12 protein-coding genes and 1 pseudogene are annotated in these 14,090 nt (G+C 73.1%); 4 read left to right on the top strand and 9 right to left on the bottom strand.

Going from position 1 to position 14,090, the window contains the following annotated elements; genetic code table 11:
* The 5 genes from M8J73_RS44010 to M8J73_RS43990 form a co-directional block, all read right to left on the bottom strand.
* The coding region (locus tag M8J73_RS44010; RefSeq protein WP_249829901.1) for a TrbL/VirB6 family protein at positions 1-1,019 on the bottom strand (1,019 nt) is incomplete at its 3' end.
* 1 nt (position 1,020) lies between these two features.
* Entirely contained in the window at positions 1,021-1,809 is a 789-nt protein-coding gene (locus M8J73_RS44005; RefSeq protein ID WP_055541803.1) for a DUF8175 domain-containg protein, read from the bottom strand.
* Positions 1,810-1,843: 34 nt separating this feature from the next.
* A complete protein-coding gene (locus tag M8J73_RS44000; RefSeq protein WP_055521280.1) occupies positions 1,844-2,143 on the bottom strand; it encodes a hypothetical protein in 300 nt (99 codons plus the stop codon).
* A gap of 373 nt (positions 2,144-2,516) precedes the next feature.
* On the bottom strand, positions 2,517-2,777 hold the full coding sequence (locus M8J73_RS43995) for a hypothetical protein (RefSeq protein ID WP_055541804.1): 261 nt from the start codon (positions 2,775-2,777) through the stop codon (positions 2,517-2,519).
* Positions 2,774-3,322 carry a DUF6668 family protein gene (locus M8J73_RS43990; RefSeq protein ID WP_055541805.1) on the bottom strand — a complete coding sequence of 183 codons (549 nt, stop codon included), beginning with the start codon at positions 3,320-3,322 and terminating at the stop codon, positions 2,774-2,776. The genes M8J73_RS43995 and M8J73_RS43990 overlap by 4 nt, the downstream gene beginning before the upstream one ends.
* Positions 3,323-4,219: 897 nt before the next feature.
* Between M8J73_RS43990 and M8J73_RS43985 the strand changes: the two genes are divergently transcribed.
* The 4 genes from M8J73_RS43985 to M8J73_RS43970 all read left to right on the top strand — a co-directional run bounded on the left by M8J73_RS43985 (position 4,220) and on the right by M8J73_RS43970 (position 9,557).
* Complete coding sequence (locus M8J73_RS43985; RefSeq protein WP_055541806.1) at positions 4,220-5,257, top strand: peptidoglycan DD-metalloendopeptidase family protein; 1,038 nt, start codon at positions 4,220-4,222, stop codon at positions 5,255-5,257.
* A 68-nt stretch (positions 5,258-5,325) separates the two neighbouring features.
* Complete coding sequence (locus M8J73_RS43980) at positions 5,326-6,168, top strand: hypothetical protein (RefSeq protein ID WP_240501641.1); 843 nt, start codon at positions 5,326-5,328, stop codon at positions 6,166-6,168.
* 7 nt (positions 6,169-6,175) lie between these two features.
* Complete coding sequence (locus M8J73_RS43975; protein WP_249829900.1) at positions 6,176-8,743, top strand: tetratricopeptide repeat protein; 2,568 nt, start codon at positions 6,176-6,178, stop codon at positions 8,741-8,743.
* A complete protein-coding gene (locus M8J73_RS43970; RefSeq protein ID WP_249829899.1) occupies positions 8,733-9,557 on the top strand; it encodes a hypothetical protein in 825 nt (274 codons plus the stop codon). The genes M8J73_RS43975 and M8J73_RS43970 overlap by 11 nt, the downstream gene beginning before the upstream one ends.
* A gap of 816 nt (positions 9,558-10,373) precedes the next feature.
* On the opposite strand, the gene M8J73_RS43965 is transcribed toward M8J73_RS43970, so the two are convergent.
* The 4 genes and pseudogenes from M8J73_RS43965 to M8J73_RS43950 all read right to left on the bottom strand — a co-directional run.
* A complete protein-coding gene (locus tag M8J73_RS43965) occupies positions 10,374-11,327 on the bottom strand; it encodes a M28 family metallopeptidase (protein ID WP_249829898.1) in 954 nt (317 codons plus the stop codon).
* 330 nt (positions 11,328-11,657) lie between these two features.
* Positions 11,658-12,686 carry an EamA family transporter RarD gene (gene rarD / locus M8J73_RS43960; RefSeq protein WP_055541096.1) on the bottom strand — a complete coding sequence of 343 codons (1,029 nt, stop codon included), beginning with the start codon at positions 12,684-12,686 and terminating at the stop codon, positions 11,658-11,660.
* 127 nt (positions 12,687-12,813) lie between these two features.
* Positions 12,814-13,668, bottom strand: coding sequence for an NAD(P)H-binding protein (locus tag M8J73_RS43955; RefSeq protein ID WP_055541097.1), 855 nt, complete (start codon positions 13,666-13,668; stop codon positions 12,814-12,816).
* A 192-nt stretch (positions 13,669-13,860) separates the two neighbouring features.
* Positions 13,861-14,090 (bottom strand): annotated as a pseudogene (locus M8J73_RS43950) (2-oxoacid:ferredoxin oxidoreductase subunit beta); the annotation flags it as partial.

Genomic DNA, 14,090 nt, shown 5'->3' with positions numbered 1-14,090 from the left:
CCGCCCGCGCCGGCGCCCCCGGAGGAGCCCGCGCCCGCGGACGGCGAGCCCTGCGGGCCCGCGGAGCCGCCCCCGCCCCCGCCGCCTCCGGCGCTCCCGGCGGCACTGCCCGCGATGCTGACCGCGCCGGAGGCGATGTTGTTGGCGGCGTTGAGGGCGACCGTGCCGCCCGAGGTGCCGCCGAGGGCGGCGGTGGCCGGGACGATCAGCTTGAGCAGGGCGGGCAGGGCGAACACCGCCATGATCAGCATGCCCATGCCCGCGATGACCGCGTCCAGATCCTTCTGGTCCTTGGTCATCGCCGTGGCCGAGTAGATGATCAGCGCCGCCGCCGGCTTGTACAGCAGCCAGGCCGCGAGCCAGCCGATGTGCTTCTTCCACCAGCCCTCGCCCCACCCGGTCATCGAGGAGGCGGCGGCCAGCGGCAGCGTGCCGACCAGCATGATCAGTACGCCGATGCGGATGTACATCAGCACGATCTGCACGAAGCTCGACAGCATCACCAGCAGACCGAAGATCAGCACCAGACCCGGCTGACTGAGCGTCAGCACGCCCAGCATCGCGGAGGCGTTGTCGCCGAGGTCGGACTTCGCGTACACGTCCGCCGCGTACGCGTCCGACGCCTTCATCAGCGCGGTGACCACCGGGACCGCCGCCGCGCCCACGAGGATGACCTTCCACATCCCCATGAAGGCCTGTTTCATCGGCTGGCCTTTTCGGTCGAGTGCCATCCGGATCGACGCGATGAGCAGGGAGGTCACCGCCACGTACGCGACGATCCAGTTGACCTCCGCGGTGATCAGTCCGATCGGACTGCCCGGATCCATCGTGGGGTTGCCGTGGGTGACGTTGCCCGCGGGCTGGTCGACGTCGATGCCGAGCCAGACGCCGTTGAGGGCCTTGAGGACCTCCGAGGCACCGTCGCCGATCGCCTTCGCGAAGACGACGACCGCACCCTCCGTGAACTGCTTGCCGCCCTCTTCGATGACGCAGTCGTAGATCTTCCAGGAGCAGCCCATGTCACGCCTCCCAGGTGACGAAGCCGTCGGTGCCGCTCACCTGCGACACACCGCCGTAGATCGTGCCGTCGGCCTCGGGGACGAGCTTCCAGTCGCCGTCCTGCCAGCGCACGGTCACCGAGGCGGAGCCGTAGCCGCCGCCCCCCATGCCGCTGACCAGGACCATCACGGTCGCCTGCGAGCGGTTGTACGTCAGGACCGTGAAGCCGGTGTAGCCGCCCGCGTCCGGCGATCCCGTCGTGGACTTGTCGCCCGACTGGGTACGGGTCTTGATCAGCGCGTCACGGCCGGCACCCGGCACGACCTGCCGGTCGACGACCTCGCGCCAGCCGTCGTAGCTGAGGTGGTCGGTGATGGAGTGGGCGGCCATGACGGCGCCCATCGGGGTGCGGGCGAAGCAGGACCAGACCGGCCCGTCGTACTTCAGCGGTCCCGCCGTCTTCGACACCGGGACCAGGCCCGTGCCGTTGGCCTTCCAGTGGAAGTCGCGCGGTGCCTTGGTGGGCTTGGCCTGGACGCTGTCGTCGGTACGGCAGCCGGCGGGACGGTCCTTCGAACCGCCGTCACCGGAGCCGGACCCGGACCCCGAGTCCGAGGTCGAGGTCGGCGCGGGGCTCGGGTCGCCGGACGCGCCGGACGACTGCTCGGCGCCGTTGCCGGTGACCGCGAAGAGCGCCGCGAGGACGACCAGCACCCCCAGGAACCCGGCCGACAGGATCCAGCCCCGCTGCTGCCAGAACGGCTGCTCCCACTCCCCGCTGCCCCCTCGGGCCCGGCCGGAGTTCAGCATCGTCGCTCCCCCTTTCGACTCGCTGGCTGACGGACTACGCGAAGACGAAGTTCACGAGCGGGCCGGCGGCGGCGACGAGGACACAGCCGCCGAGGACCATGCCGAGGCGGCCCATGTGCTCCGAGCCCTCACCGCGGCGCATCGAGATCGCCATCATCGCGCCGGTGATCAGCACGCCCGCGACGCCCGCCGCGGTACCGGCCCAGGCGACGATGCCGAGCACGGTGTCGACCTTGCCGGTGAGCGCGCCGGGGGCGTCGCGGTTCGGGTTCGGGACGGTCCCGTCGGCCAGGTAGACGGCCTGCTGCGCCTTGGTGGCTATCGCGTTCAGCATGTGGTTTCTCCCCGTTTCGGTCGGCCGCAGCGGAGCGGTCGACGTCAACTCACTTGAGCGGATGGGTGCTTGGGATGCTGGCGGGGCCGGAGCCGGCTGCTCGGGTTCCCGGTCGCTCTGTGAGCTTGGCGACTGTGGTGACCCTGAGCCAAGCGATGTAGTGATCCAGCACTGGGCGGTGACGTGGTCGTGACAGACGGGAACTGCTCGTCATGTCCGGGACAGTGACGTGCCGTCACCAAGCCCCGGACCTGCGGAGAAGCGGAGTGTGTCGTACCGGTGTGCGAAAGGGGAGGTGGGTGTGCGGATACGGTGACGGCCCGTCGGTTCCCCCGGAACCGACGGGCCGTCACCCGCGCTCAGTCACGCTCCGTCACATCACGAAGTTCACGATCGGCCCCGCCGTCGCGCCGATGATGCACGCGCCCATCACCATCGCGAACTGGGTGAGGTGCTCGTCGCCCTCCCCGGACCGCAGCGATATGGCCATCCGGGAGCCGACCAGCAGCAGCCCGCACACACCGGCCGCCGTCACCAGCCAGGCGAGGATGTTCAGCACGTAGTTCAGTTCGTAGGTGACCGCCCCCGGAGGCCCGGCCAGGGTGGTGGCCGCGGCGTACACGGTGTGGCTCATGGGGTCCTCCCGGTGAGACGGGCCAGCGCCGCGCTCTCCCGCGGCGGCGGGCCGGTGAGATCGCCGGTGCGCCAGGCGGGCACCCAGGGCACGCGGTGGACGTCGATGACCGAACCGATCACCTTGACGCGCTGGACGAGCTGCCGCGGCAGCCGCCCTGGCGCGTCCGCGACCAGCACGATCGCGTCCAGGTCGAGTCCCGGCGGAGCGTCGCCCCGCCGGAAGATGTCGAGGGTGTGCGAGACCGCGTCGAGTCCGGCGGCGTGCGTCCGGCCCACCAGCAGCACGGATCCGGGCTCACCGTGTTCCGGCCGGGGCCAGTTGCGGCCCGCGTCGTGACCACCGAAGACCGCGGCGAGGGTGGTGGACCCGGCGCCGCCGTGTGTGGCGACCCAGGAGAACCGCCGCGCGCCGGCGGCCGACAGGGGCTCCGGCTCCTGCGGCAGCACCTCCGCCTCCCCGACGGGCCCCCGCACCCAGATCTCCGGCCCGGCCGTCGCCTGCCCTGCATTCCCCTGCATCACCGCATCACCACTCTCCCCCATTTCCACAGCCATCCACCGAAGTCTCCCTGACCGACGACCACCACAGCCGCCGACCGACCCGCGCCGCGCCGCCGACGCCTGTTGCCGCCGACCAGCGTGCTAGGCCGCTGAGGCCTGTTGCCGCCGACCGACCCGCGCCGCGCCGCCGAGCGGCGTGCCGAGCCGCTGAGGCCTGTTGCCGCCGTGCAGCGTGCTACGCCGCTGAGGCCTGTTGCCGCCGTGCAGCGTGCTACGCCGCTGAGGCCTGTTGCCGCCGACCGTTTGCCGCGCCGCCGACGGTTGTCGCCGGACGGCTTTCGGTCGCCCGCGCGTTGTGCCGGTCGGCCTGTAGCCGCCGCCCGGCCTGTATTGCGGAGCCGTCCGGCGTCGCCGCCGTACGGCCTTGGTATCCGCCGACGGGTTGCGCCGGCTTCCTTGCCGAGCCGCCGGCATGCCGTCGTCGGACGGCGCGTCGGGTCGTCGGTGAGTTTCGCCGGTGAGTTTCGTCGGTCGGTCTGTCTGTCTGTCTGTCGTGTCGTCATCGTCGCCGTACGTCCTTGTTGTTCGCCGCGCCGTCCGGCGTCTCCGCTCTCGGCCGTCGGCCTCGCCGCGTTGTGCCGGCCCGTTCGTGAACCCGCAACCGACGCGCGGCCGAGCCGAATCAGCCACGTCGAGCCGACCCGGCACAGCCGTGGGCCGGATCTGTCGAGCCGGGCCGAACCTGTTCGGTTCGCGGCCCCGTCGCGGCGCCTGCCTCCGATCTTCACCGGGGTTCACGCGCTTGGGAATTGGGGCGTGAGTTCCTGCTACGAGCCTGTGACGTGCTGGTGACGCGGGGAGCGCGGGTGAGCGGAGAGACTCGACTGGCCGGCCTGGACTGGCAGGAACATGACTGGACTTCGACGCTGAGGGGAGCAGATGTCCAACGGGGGTGGGTCCACCACGAGCTGGGTCGTCGGCGGTTGCGTGGCGGCCGTGATGATGCCCGTGGTCCTGATGGTCGGGGTGAGCGGGGGAGGCCAGGCCGATGCCGAGGAACAGGGCGGCGTCGGCGGCGGCCTCAAGAACGGGCAGGTCCCGGCGGAGTACGTGCCGTGGGTGCTCAAGGCGGGCTCGATGTGCGACATCATCAAGCCGGCCGTGATCGCCGCGCAGATCGAGGCGGAGTCGGGCTGGAACCCCAACGCCCAGTCCCCCGTGGGCGCCGAGGGCCTGAGCCAGTTCATGCCGGGCACCTGGAAGACCTGGGGCCGCGACGACGACGGCAACGGCCGGATATCCCCGTACGACCCCGGTGACGCGATCATGGCGCAGGGCCGTTACGACTGCGCGCTGGCCAAGCAGGTCCAGGGCTACAAGGACCGCGGCCAGGCCAGCGGCGACACCCTCGACCTGGCGCTCGCCGCGTACAACGCGGGCCCCGGCGCGGTCCAGCAGTACGGCGGCATCCCGCCCTACAAGGAGACCCAGGACTACGTCGTCCGCATCAAGTCCCTGATCGCCAAGTACGAGTCGGTGGACGACCCGCCGGGCAAGCTCCCGCCGGGCAAGCAGATGGCGATGCCGCTGGCCGGCAACCCGCCCGTGACCTCCCCGTACGGTTGGCGCATGCACCCCACGCTCGGCGTCCGCAAGCTGCACACCGGTACCGACTTCGGCGTGGCGGCGGGCACCCCGGTGCTGGCCGCGCGCGACGGCGTGGTCACCTTCGCCGGCTGGACCAACGGATACGGCAACCGCGTCGTCATCTCCCACGGGACCATCGACGGCGACCAGATCTCCACCACGTACAACCACATGCTCGCGGGCCTCAACGTCAAGGCAGGCGACCACGTCAAGGTCGGCCAGCGCGTGGGCCCGGTGGGCTCCACCGGCTACTCGACCGGCGCCCACCTCCACTTCGAGGTGATGCAGAACGGCAAGTACGTGGATCCGGCGCCCTGGTTGGGCCTGTAGTGAGGCATGTGGGGACGGCACGGACGATGACGACGGGGAAGGACACCGAGGTGAGGAGGGGGACGACGATGATCAGGAGGAGCGACGGGCGCCAGCTGCCCGGCGCCCGTAGGGGAGCGGGCGGACGCGGCGCGTCCGGCGGGCTCCGCCGGGCCGGGGCGGTGGTGCTCGCGACCGTGACCGGCGTGGCGGTCCTCACCGCGTGCGGTCTGCAGGACCACCGGGAGACGGTCGGCGGCGGCCCCGGAGCCTCGGCCGAACCGTCGATCGCCCCCAAGGCCCCGCTGCCGTCCGGCAAACCGCTGGGCGACGACGCGCACGTACCGAGCCCGTCCGGCGTCGACGACCTGGACGCCACCTCCGTCTCCAGGGCATGGGTCGAGGTCGCCTACGGCTACGACACCAAGTACGACATGAGCCCGCACGACGCCGTCCTGCGCACCGCGCGCTGGCTCACCCCGGACAAGCGCAAGGCGGAGCGTGCGTACCGCCCCGCGAGCGGCGCGGGCGAGAACTGGAACTCCTGGGCGTCGCACAAGGCGTGGACGACCGTCGAGGTGGAGTTCGACGACGACGGCGACGCGCCCTCCGACACCGCGACCGAGGCGTACCGCGCCGTGTTCGTCGACGGCGAGGCGCACGGCCGGGACGGCTGGACGGGGACCGGTCCACAGGCCACGGTGTACCTGAAGCTGGTGCGTTCGGGGAAGGGCGAGCCGTGGCGGGTCGACGATGTGCGTACGGTGGAGGCCGCGGCGCAACCACCGACGTCACCGACGGCGTCGCCCTCCACAGCGTCGTACACGGGAGCCGGCGGGAAACCGGTGTCTCCCGCGTCGCCGGTGTCCCCCGTGGCACTGGTGTCCTTCGACCTGCCGTCCGCCGTTTCTCCTTCTGACCGACCCGAGTGAGGGAACGATGACTCGACTCAGCCGCGAACAGAAGCGGGAACTCAAGCGTGCGGGCCGCGCGCCGGCACCGGCCGGGCTCACCCCGATCGACGTGCGCGTCTCGGCGGAGGCCGGCGCGACCGTCGGCGGCATGCCGGTACCGGCGGCCGCGGGGGAGTCCCTCCAGACCGCCGCGCTCGACTACCTCCACCGTCTCGCCCTCGCCACCGGCCACCCGGTCCTGGCCACGGTCCACGACGAGCGCATCGGCTACGTCGTACCGCTCCAGGTCCACGTCGACGGCTCCAGCCGTTTCGCGGGCGAGCCGGTCCAGGTCGCCGAGCCGAGGGGAGACGTCACGACACCGCCCCGCTCCGCGCCAGCGCCCGCGGCCCCGCCCGCGCCGCCGGTGACCGAGCCTGTTGCAGCGCCGCCTGCGGCCGAGCCGGTCGTCGCGCCGGGACCGCGCCGGGACAAGTCGACGTATGTGCTGCGCGCGGTACCGGAGTCGGCGGCCCGGGGGATGCCCGAGCAGGAGCCGACGGCTCCGGAACCACCGCACGCCCAGCCGCAGTCGCAGGCCCAGGTGCCGTCGCAGCAGCCCCACGGCCGGCCCCAGCAGCCGCAGGGGTACGCCCACCAGCAGTCGCACGTGCCGGAGCAGTCCCACGCGCAGGCACAGCCTCCCGCGCAGGAGCAGCCGCACTCGTCGGAGCTTCAGCCGCAGCAGGCGCAGCCCGAGCAGCCGCGGCCGCAGGTGAAGCGGGAGCCCAGCACGCTGCGTCTGTCGGCGGTCAAGCCGGCGCCGTCAACCGGGGACCCGGTCGGTCACCCGGTGACTTCCGGGCGGCCGAAGCGGGAGCCGAGCACGCTTCCGCTGACGGCGGCGAAGGCCACCGCTCCCGGCCAGGAGGCGGGCGGGGCCCCGGCGGAACCCCCGGCTGCCGTCGAGCCGAAGCGGGAGCCCAAGACGATGCCGCTCACCGCGGCGAAGCCGGCGGCGGGCGGTGTCGCCCCGTCGACCTTCGTCCTGCGCGCCGTCCCGGAGCCCACGGACGGCCCCCTCGCCCGACCGCCCCGCACCCCATCCGGTATCGCCGCGCCCTCCGACGACGCGCCCCACCCCCAGGGCGGCCCTCAGGGCGGGGCAACCCAGCCCGCCCCCACGGCCGCGCCCGCGGCTGGGGAATACGGCGGTGCGGCGGCCGAGCCCGTCGGTACGGCTGGGCCTGAGGCGGACGCGTACAGCCGGGCAGGGGTGGATTCCGGCCACGCGGCCGGGCCCCTGACCGGCGAATACGGCCAGGCGGCGGCCCAGTCCGCCGGAGTCGCCGTACCCCCGGTCGGGGAGTTCGGCCCCGCGCGGGGTGGCGCACCCGTCCACGCGTCCGAGGCCACATCCGCCCACGCACCGGCCGCCGCACCCGCCTACACGTCGGATGCCGCACCCTCCCGCCCGTCGGCCGCCGCACCCTCCCGCCCGTCGGCCGCCGCACCCTCCCGCCCGTCGGCCGCCGCACCCGCTCACGTGCCGAACCCCGTACCCGCCCCGGAGTTGAGCCCCAGTGCCCTGGAGCCGCAGCCGTGGCCTCCGGGTCGGCACTCGGCGGCGGCGCAGGCCCCTGCCGAAGTCGCCGACGCCGTACCGGCCCAGGTCCAGGCCCCGGCCCCGGCTCCCGAGTTGAGCCCGGCAGCCCTGGAGCCGCAGCCGTGGCCTCCGCATCAGGCGCCAGGTCACCAGGCCCCAGTGCCTCAGGCCCCGGCCCACACGTCCGAAGTGGAGGCGGACCACCCGGCCGTCGGTCGGTCCGAGCACGTAGCCCACCCCTCCGGCGCGGTCCCGGAGTCGGGGCCGGTCTCGCTGGACCCGCAGCCCTGGCCGCCGGCGGCGCCGCCGACTCCGCTGCCCACCCCGGTGCAGGTGACCGCACCGGAACCCGCCCTCGTACCGGCCCCGCCGGAGGAGTCCGCGGCCGACCCCTACTCCGCTCCCGAGTGGAAGGTGGCGGACGAGGACCCCGGGCCCAAGCCGGCGCCGGTGCGCGAGTTCGACGTCGCCGAGTCCGTGCTGGACCTGGAGGAGTCCGACGGGGCGGCGGCCCCCTCGCCCTTCGCCGAGCCCGTCTCGCGCATCAACGAGGCCGTCAAGATGGGCCGTATCCAGGAGGCCGCGGAGATGGCCGAGCACACCGTGGCCCAGGCGACGGCGACCCTCGGCCCCCAGCACGCCGAGGTGCTCCGCCTGCGTGAACTGACCGCCTACATCGCCTACTTGGCCGGTGACGCGCTCAGGTCCTTCCATCTGTCCCTCGACCTGGCCGCCCTACGGCACCGGCTGCGCGACCCCCGCGCCGCGTACGGCAACGTCCAGAGCGCGGCGGCGGCCTGGCGCGCGATCCGCGACCCGCTCCAGGGGCTGCACCTGGGCCGGGACCTGATCGCCGTGTGGGCCGAGCTGGCCGCGGACGCCGGTCCCGCCGCCGACGACGCGGAGCAGTTGGAGAAGGCCCGCACCCGTATGGGCCGCCTCGCCGAACGGGCGCGCGCGCTGGACGCCGACCCCTATGTGAGGAGCCCGCACGCCCATGGCCAGTGACGACGGACACGACGGCCCCCACCACCACGCCACCCCCCGGACGGTCGGCCGGGCCCCGACACCGGGAGCGGCCCGGAACCCCACCGCTCCCGGCAACGACCGCACCCCCGCGGCCCCGTCCCCGCCCGCGCCCCTCCCGGAGGCCGCCCGCCACCGCACCGCCCGGCGGCGGCCGTCCCCACCCTCGGAGCGCACTCCTCGCCCCCGCGTGGAGGTCCACGTCAACGAGCTGACCGGCACGATGAGTTGGCGCACGCTCGATGACCGGGCCGCCCGACCGGCACGCGCCTCGGGGGCGGCGGCGTACGACGGTCATGGCACCCCCGGCCCTCGTCACACCCGTACGCCCCGGCCCCGCCTTTCCGGCGAGGCCCCCTGGAGTGTGCGTGCCGCGGCGTTGCGCTCCGCCGGACTCGACCCGGCCCGCGCACCCGCGAGGGGCGCCGCGCCGATTCCGACGCACCCGGCAGCCGTACGGGCAGCCCTGGGCGTCGACGTCGCGTCGCTCGGCCCGGAGCGGCTGGGAGCGCACTTGGCCCGGATCGGCGCCCTCCGCTCCGCGGTCGCCGCAGACCTGACCCGAGGCGCCCGCATGCCCACCGCGGTCGCCTCCCGCCTCCGCACGACGACCCCGTCCCACGCCCACACCCTCACGGCCGAACACACGGCCACGGCGACCCGCAGAGCCGCCACAACTCGCACGGCGACACCCCACACCGCGTCCATGCCCCGCACGACCACAGCGGCGACCACCCGCCGACCGGCCCCCGCGGTACGACCGGCACCGGGGCCGGGCGGGCCCCAAGGTCGCTGACCCACACGACCGGGGTCGACGCCGGGCGGGATCCACGGTTGCTGACCGGTCGGGCCGATCTTTGCCGGAGGGACCGGGTTCGGGGCCGGGCACGCCCCGCGGTTCGCTGGCCGACATGATCTGGGTTGACGCCGGGCGCGCCCTGCGGCCGCTGACCGGTCGGGCCGACCCTTGCCGGGCGGACCGGGTTCGGGGCCGGCCGCGCCCCGCGGTTCGCTGGCCCACACGACCGGGGTCGACGCCGGGCGCGCCCTGCGGCCGCTGACCGGTCGGGCCGACCCTTGCCGGACGGACCGGGTTCGGGGCCGGGCACGCCCCGCGGTTGGCTGGCCGACATGATCTGGGTTGACGCCGGGCGGGATCCACGGTTGCTGACCACACGACCGACCCCCGCCGTACGGACCGGCGTCGCCGCCGGCCGCGTCCCACCGCCGCTGCCCCCCACACCACCGCTACGTGGCCGACACGCCTCCGGGGCCGGCCGCGACGTGGCGTCGACGACCGGCCCCGGACACGAACAAGCCCCCTTGCGGAGCGCGAGCGCCGCCGCGCCACCGCTCCGCTCTCAGGGCGCGGCGCCCGTCACAGCACCCGCCCCCAGCCGGCTCCTACTCTCGCTCTCAAGAGCCCGGTGCCCGTCACGGCCTCGCACCCCCCAGCCGGCTCCTGCTCTCGCTCTCAAGAGCCCGGTGCCCGTCACGGCCGCGCACCCCCCCAGCAGGCGGCTCCTACCCTCGCTCTCAAGGGCGGGGCGCCCGTCACGGCACCCGTACCCCCCAGCCGGCGGCTCCTACCCCCGCCCCCGCCTGTCGGCCTCTACTTCGACAGCTCCCACACCGCGTACGCCAGCGCGTCCGAGTTCCGGTCCAGGGCCGTGTCGTTGATGTTGGACGTCGTGTCGCAGGACGAGTGGTAGCAGCGGTCGAACGCCTGCCCGGACGTGCCGCCCCACTTGGTCGCCTGCGCGGCGGTCTTGGTGCGGCTCGCGCCCGTGAAGAGGCCGCCCACCGGGACGCCCGCGCTCTTGAACGGCGCGTGGTCGGAGCGGCCGTCGCCCTCGGTCTCTATCTCCGTGGGGACGCCGATGCCCGCGAAGTAGTCCTTGAGGGTCTTCTCGATGGTGGGGTCGTCGTCGTAGACGAAGTACCCGGGGTTCGGCGACCCGATCATGTCGAAGTTGAGGTAGCCGCTGATCCGGGCGCGGTTCGCGGAGGACAGGTTGTTGACGTAGTAGCGCGAGCCGACCAGGCCCAGCTCCTCCGCGCCCCACCAGGCGAACCGGAGGTGCTTGGTGGGCTGGTAGCCGGTGCGGGCCACGGTCAGCGCGGCCTCCAGCACGGCGGCGGAACCGGAGCCGTTGTCGTTGATGCCGGCGCCGGAGGTGACGCTGTCGAGGTGCGAACCGGCCATGACGACGTTGTTGGTGTCGCCGCCGGGCCAGTCGGCGATCAGGTTGTACCCGGTGCGGCCGCCGGACGTGAAGGACTGCACGGTCGTGGTGAAACCGGCGGCGTCCAGCTTGCCCTTCACATAGTTCAGGGATGCCGTGTAACCGGCGCGGCCGTGGGCTCTGTTGCCGCCGTTGGCGGTGGCGATGGACTGGAACTGGGTGAGGTGGGCCTTGACGTTGGCCACGGGCAGGTCGGGCGCGGTGGCCACTGCCTCCGGGGCGGGAGCCGCCCCGGCTATGGACCCGCTGGTGAGGAGCGAGGCCGCCGCGACGGCGACGGCGGCAGCGGCACGCCTGGTGACTGGAACAGAGAGCTTCATGTGGGGGCTCCGAATTCCATGGGATCCGCATGAATCGCTGTTGGCGTGTCCATGTCGAATCCAGGTGAATGAGGTGCCTGGATGGTGCGGGCGGGGCTGACTTTCCGTCAAGAGCGGTATTCGGCCACGGGTGTTCGCATGTCGGACTCAGCGGGCGAAACCATGGCCGACGGCAGAGTGGAGCGGCCGGACAGAGCGACGGCGGGCCGCTGGGGAGGCGGCCCGCCGTCGTGTGGGGGGAGGGGATTCTGAAAGATCGCCGTCTGGTACGAGCGGGCGTGAGCGGGTGCGAGCGGGTACGAGCGGCGCGTGAAGAGGCCTGGTCGTGCCTCAGCCCCCGGTCTTCGGGGCGACCGCCTCGGCCTCCGGAGCGGTCTCCGGGGCAGCCTCCGCAACGGCCTCCGGTACGGGTGCCGACAGGGGCGCCGAAGCGGGCTCCGGCTGCGCCGCAGCCGTACGCGCCCCGCCCCAACGGCGGGCGGTCCGCAGCGCGTCCCACGTCAGCAGCGACAGCGCCAGCCACACCAGGGCGAACCCCGCCCACCGCTCGGGCGGCATGGCCTCGCCGAAGTACAGCACTCCGAGCAGGAACTGGAACACCGGCGCCATGTACTGGAGCAGCCCCAGCGTGGACAGTGGCACCCGGATCGCGGCCGCACCGAAACACACCAGCGGCAGCGCGGTGACCAGCCCGGTCGAGGCCAGCAGCAGGGCGTGCCCGGTGCCCTCCGTGCCGAAGGTGGACTCGCCGCGCGAGCCCAGCCACAACAGGTAGCCCAGCGCGGGCAGGAAGAGGATCACGGTCTCCGCGGCGAGCGACTCGATGCCCCCCAGGTTGACCTTCTTCTTCACCAGCCCGTACGTGGCGAAGGAGAAGGCGAGGCAGAGCGAGATCCACGGCGGCCGCCCGTAGCCGATGGTCAGCACGAGGACGGCGGTGAAGCCGACGCCGACCGCCGCCCACTGAACGGGCCGCAGCCGCTCCTTCAGGAGCAGGACGCCCATGGCGATGGTGACGAGCGGGTTGATGAAGTATCCGAGGGATGCCTCGACGACCTGGCCGTTGTTCACGGCCCAGATGTAGACGCCCCAGTTGACGGCGATCACCGCCGCCGCGACCGCGATCAGAGCGAGCTTGCGCGGCTGCCGCAGCAGCTCACCGGCCCACGCCCAGCGCCGCAGCACCAGCAGGGCGATCCCCACGAAGCCGAGGGACCACACCATGCGGTGGGCGAGGACCTCCACCGCGCCGGCGGGCTTGAGCAAGGGCCAGAAGAGCGGGACGAGCCCCCACATCCCATATGCCGCGAAGCCGTTCAGCAGACCTATCCGATGTTCGCCCTTCGACTGCGCCGCCACGGCCCCTCCTCCTCGACCGGCCGCGCCCCGCGGCCCAAGTCCCACGAAGGTAACGCCGACCACCCCCGCCTGTCATGCCCGTATCGCCATACGGTCATGACAGGCGGGGGTGGCCGTCATGCGGGGCTCAGGCCTTGAGCGCCGCCGTGATCGAGTCCGCGATCGGCGTGGTCGGGCGGCCGATCAGCCGGGAGAGGTCACCGGAGGAGACGACCAGCTCACCCTTCTCGACGGACGCGTCGACGCCCGCGAGGATCGCGGCGAACGGCTCGGGGAGACCGGCGCCGGTGAGGATGCCGGCGAAGACGTCGACGGAGACGGCGTTGTTCGCTATCTCCTTGCCGGTCTGGCGGCTCAGCTCGGCCGCGTACTCGGCGAAGCTCCACGCGACGTCGCCGCCGAGCTCGTACGTCTTGTTCTCGTGACCCTCGCCGGTCAGCACGGCGACCGCGGCGGCCGCGTAGTCCGCGCGGGCGGCGGACGAGACCCGGCCCTCACCGGCGGCGTGCGTGACGGCGTTGTACTCCAGGACGGGGCCGAGCTGCTCGGTGTAGTTCTCGTTGTACCAGCCGTTGCGCAGCAGCACGTACGGCAGACCGGACGCGAGCAGCGCCTCCTCGGTGCCCCGGTGGTCGTCCGCCAGTGCCGCGGTCAGGCTGCCCGGCGCGCTGGTGTAGGCGAGGAGCGCGGCACCGGCGGCCTTGGCGGCGTCGATGACGACCTTGTGCTGCCCGACGCGGTCGTTGCCGATCTCGCTGCCGGAGATCAGAAGGACCTTGTCACCGGCGGAGATGACGCCGTCGAAGGTCTCGGGGGCGCTGTAGTCGGCCACGGCGATCTTCACGCCGCGCGCCGCGAGCCCGGCGGCCTTCTCCTCGTTGCGTACGACGGCCGTGATCTGCTCGGCCGGAACCTTCTCCAGCAGGCCCTCGACGACGAACGTGCCGAGGTTCCCGGTCGCTCCGGTGACGACGATGCTCATGATGAAACTCCTCCAGGGGGGCGAGTGCGCCACTAACCCTAGGGGGTGCGCTAACTCTTCGAAAGTACCCACTTTCAGGTAAGTACCCCTCCCTGGTGGCCCCGCTGGTGGCCCCAACGGTGGCCTCATGCGAAGAGGCCCGGTCCGCACGGCGGGCGTGCGGTCCGGGCCTCTTCGCATGCGCCTCGCGGGTCAGCCGACGACCGTCCAGGTGTCCCCGCCGGCGAGCAGCGCCGACAGGTCGCCCTTGCCGTACTGCTCGATCGCCTTGTCCAGTTGGTCGGCCATCTGTGTGTCGTAGACGGGCCGGTCGATGGAGCGGAACACGCCGATGGGGGTGTGGTGCAGGGTGTCGGGGTCGGCGAGTCGGGAGAGGGCGAAGGCGGTGGTGGGGGAGGGGGTGTGGGCGTCGTGGACGAGGA

Origin of the sequence: Streptomyces neyagawaensis (genome assembly GCF_023516595.1) — a bacterium.
Taxonomy (GTDB): domain Bacteria; phylum Actinomycetota; class Actinomycetes; order Streptomycetales; family Streptomycetaceae; genus Streptomyces; species Streptomyces neyagawaensis.
Note: the sequence above shows the minus strand (reverse complement) of the source record. Positions and strands in the feature narration are given on the sequence as shown.

Excerpts from the sequence above, each read along its gene's own strand:
- M8J73_RS44005 (WP_055541803.1), bottom strand. The coding sequence starts at position 1,809 with ATGCTGAACTCCGGCCGGGCCCGAGGGGGCAGCGGGGAGTGGGAGCAG.
- M8J73_RS43980 (WP_240501641.1), top strand. The coding sequence starts at position 5,326 with ATGATCAGGAGGAGCGACGGGCGCCAGCTGCCCGGCGCCCGTAGGGGA.
- M8J73_RS43975 (WP_249829900.1), top strand. The coding sequence starts at position 6,176 with ATGACTCGACTCAGCCGCGAACAGAAGCGGGAACTCAAGCGTGCGGGC.
- M8J73_RS43985 (WP_055541806.1), top strand. The coding sequence starts at position 4,220 with ATGTCCAACGGGGGTGGGTCCACCACGAGCTGGGTCGTCGGCGGTTGC.
- M8J73_RS43965 (WP_249829898.1), bottom strand. The coding sequence starts at position 11,327 with ATGAAGCTCTCTGTTCCAGTCACCAGGCGTGCCGCTGCCGCCGTCGCC.
- M8J73_RS43990 (WP_055541805.1), bottom strand. The coding sequence starts at position 3,322 with ATGGGGGAGAGTGGTGATGCGGTGATGCAGGGGAATGCAGGGCAGGCG.
- M8J73_RS43995 (WP_055541804.1), bottom strand. The coding sequence starts at position 2,777 with ATGAGCCACACCGTGTACGCCGCGGCCACCACCCTGGCCGGGCCTCCG.
- M8J73_RS43955 (WP_055541097.1), bottom strand. The coding sequence starts at position 13,668 with ATGAGCATCGTCGTCACCGGAGCGACCGGGAACCTCGGCACGTTCGTC.
- M8J73_RS44000 (WP_055521280.1), bottom strand. The coding sequence starts at position 2,143 with ATGCTGAACGCGATAGCCACCAAGGCGCAGCAGGCCGTCTACCTGGCC.
- M8J73_RS43970 (WP_249829899.1), top strand. The coding sequence starts at position 8,733 with ATGGCCAGTGACGACGGACACGACGGCCCCCACCACCACGCCACCCCC.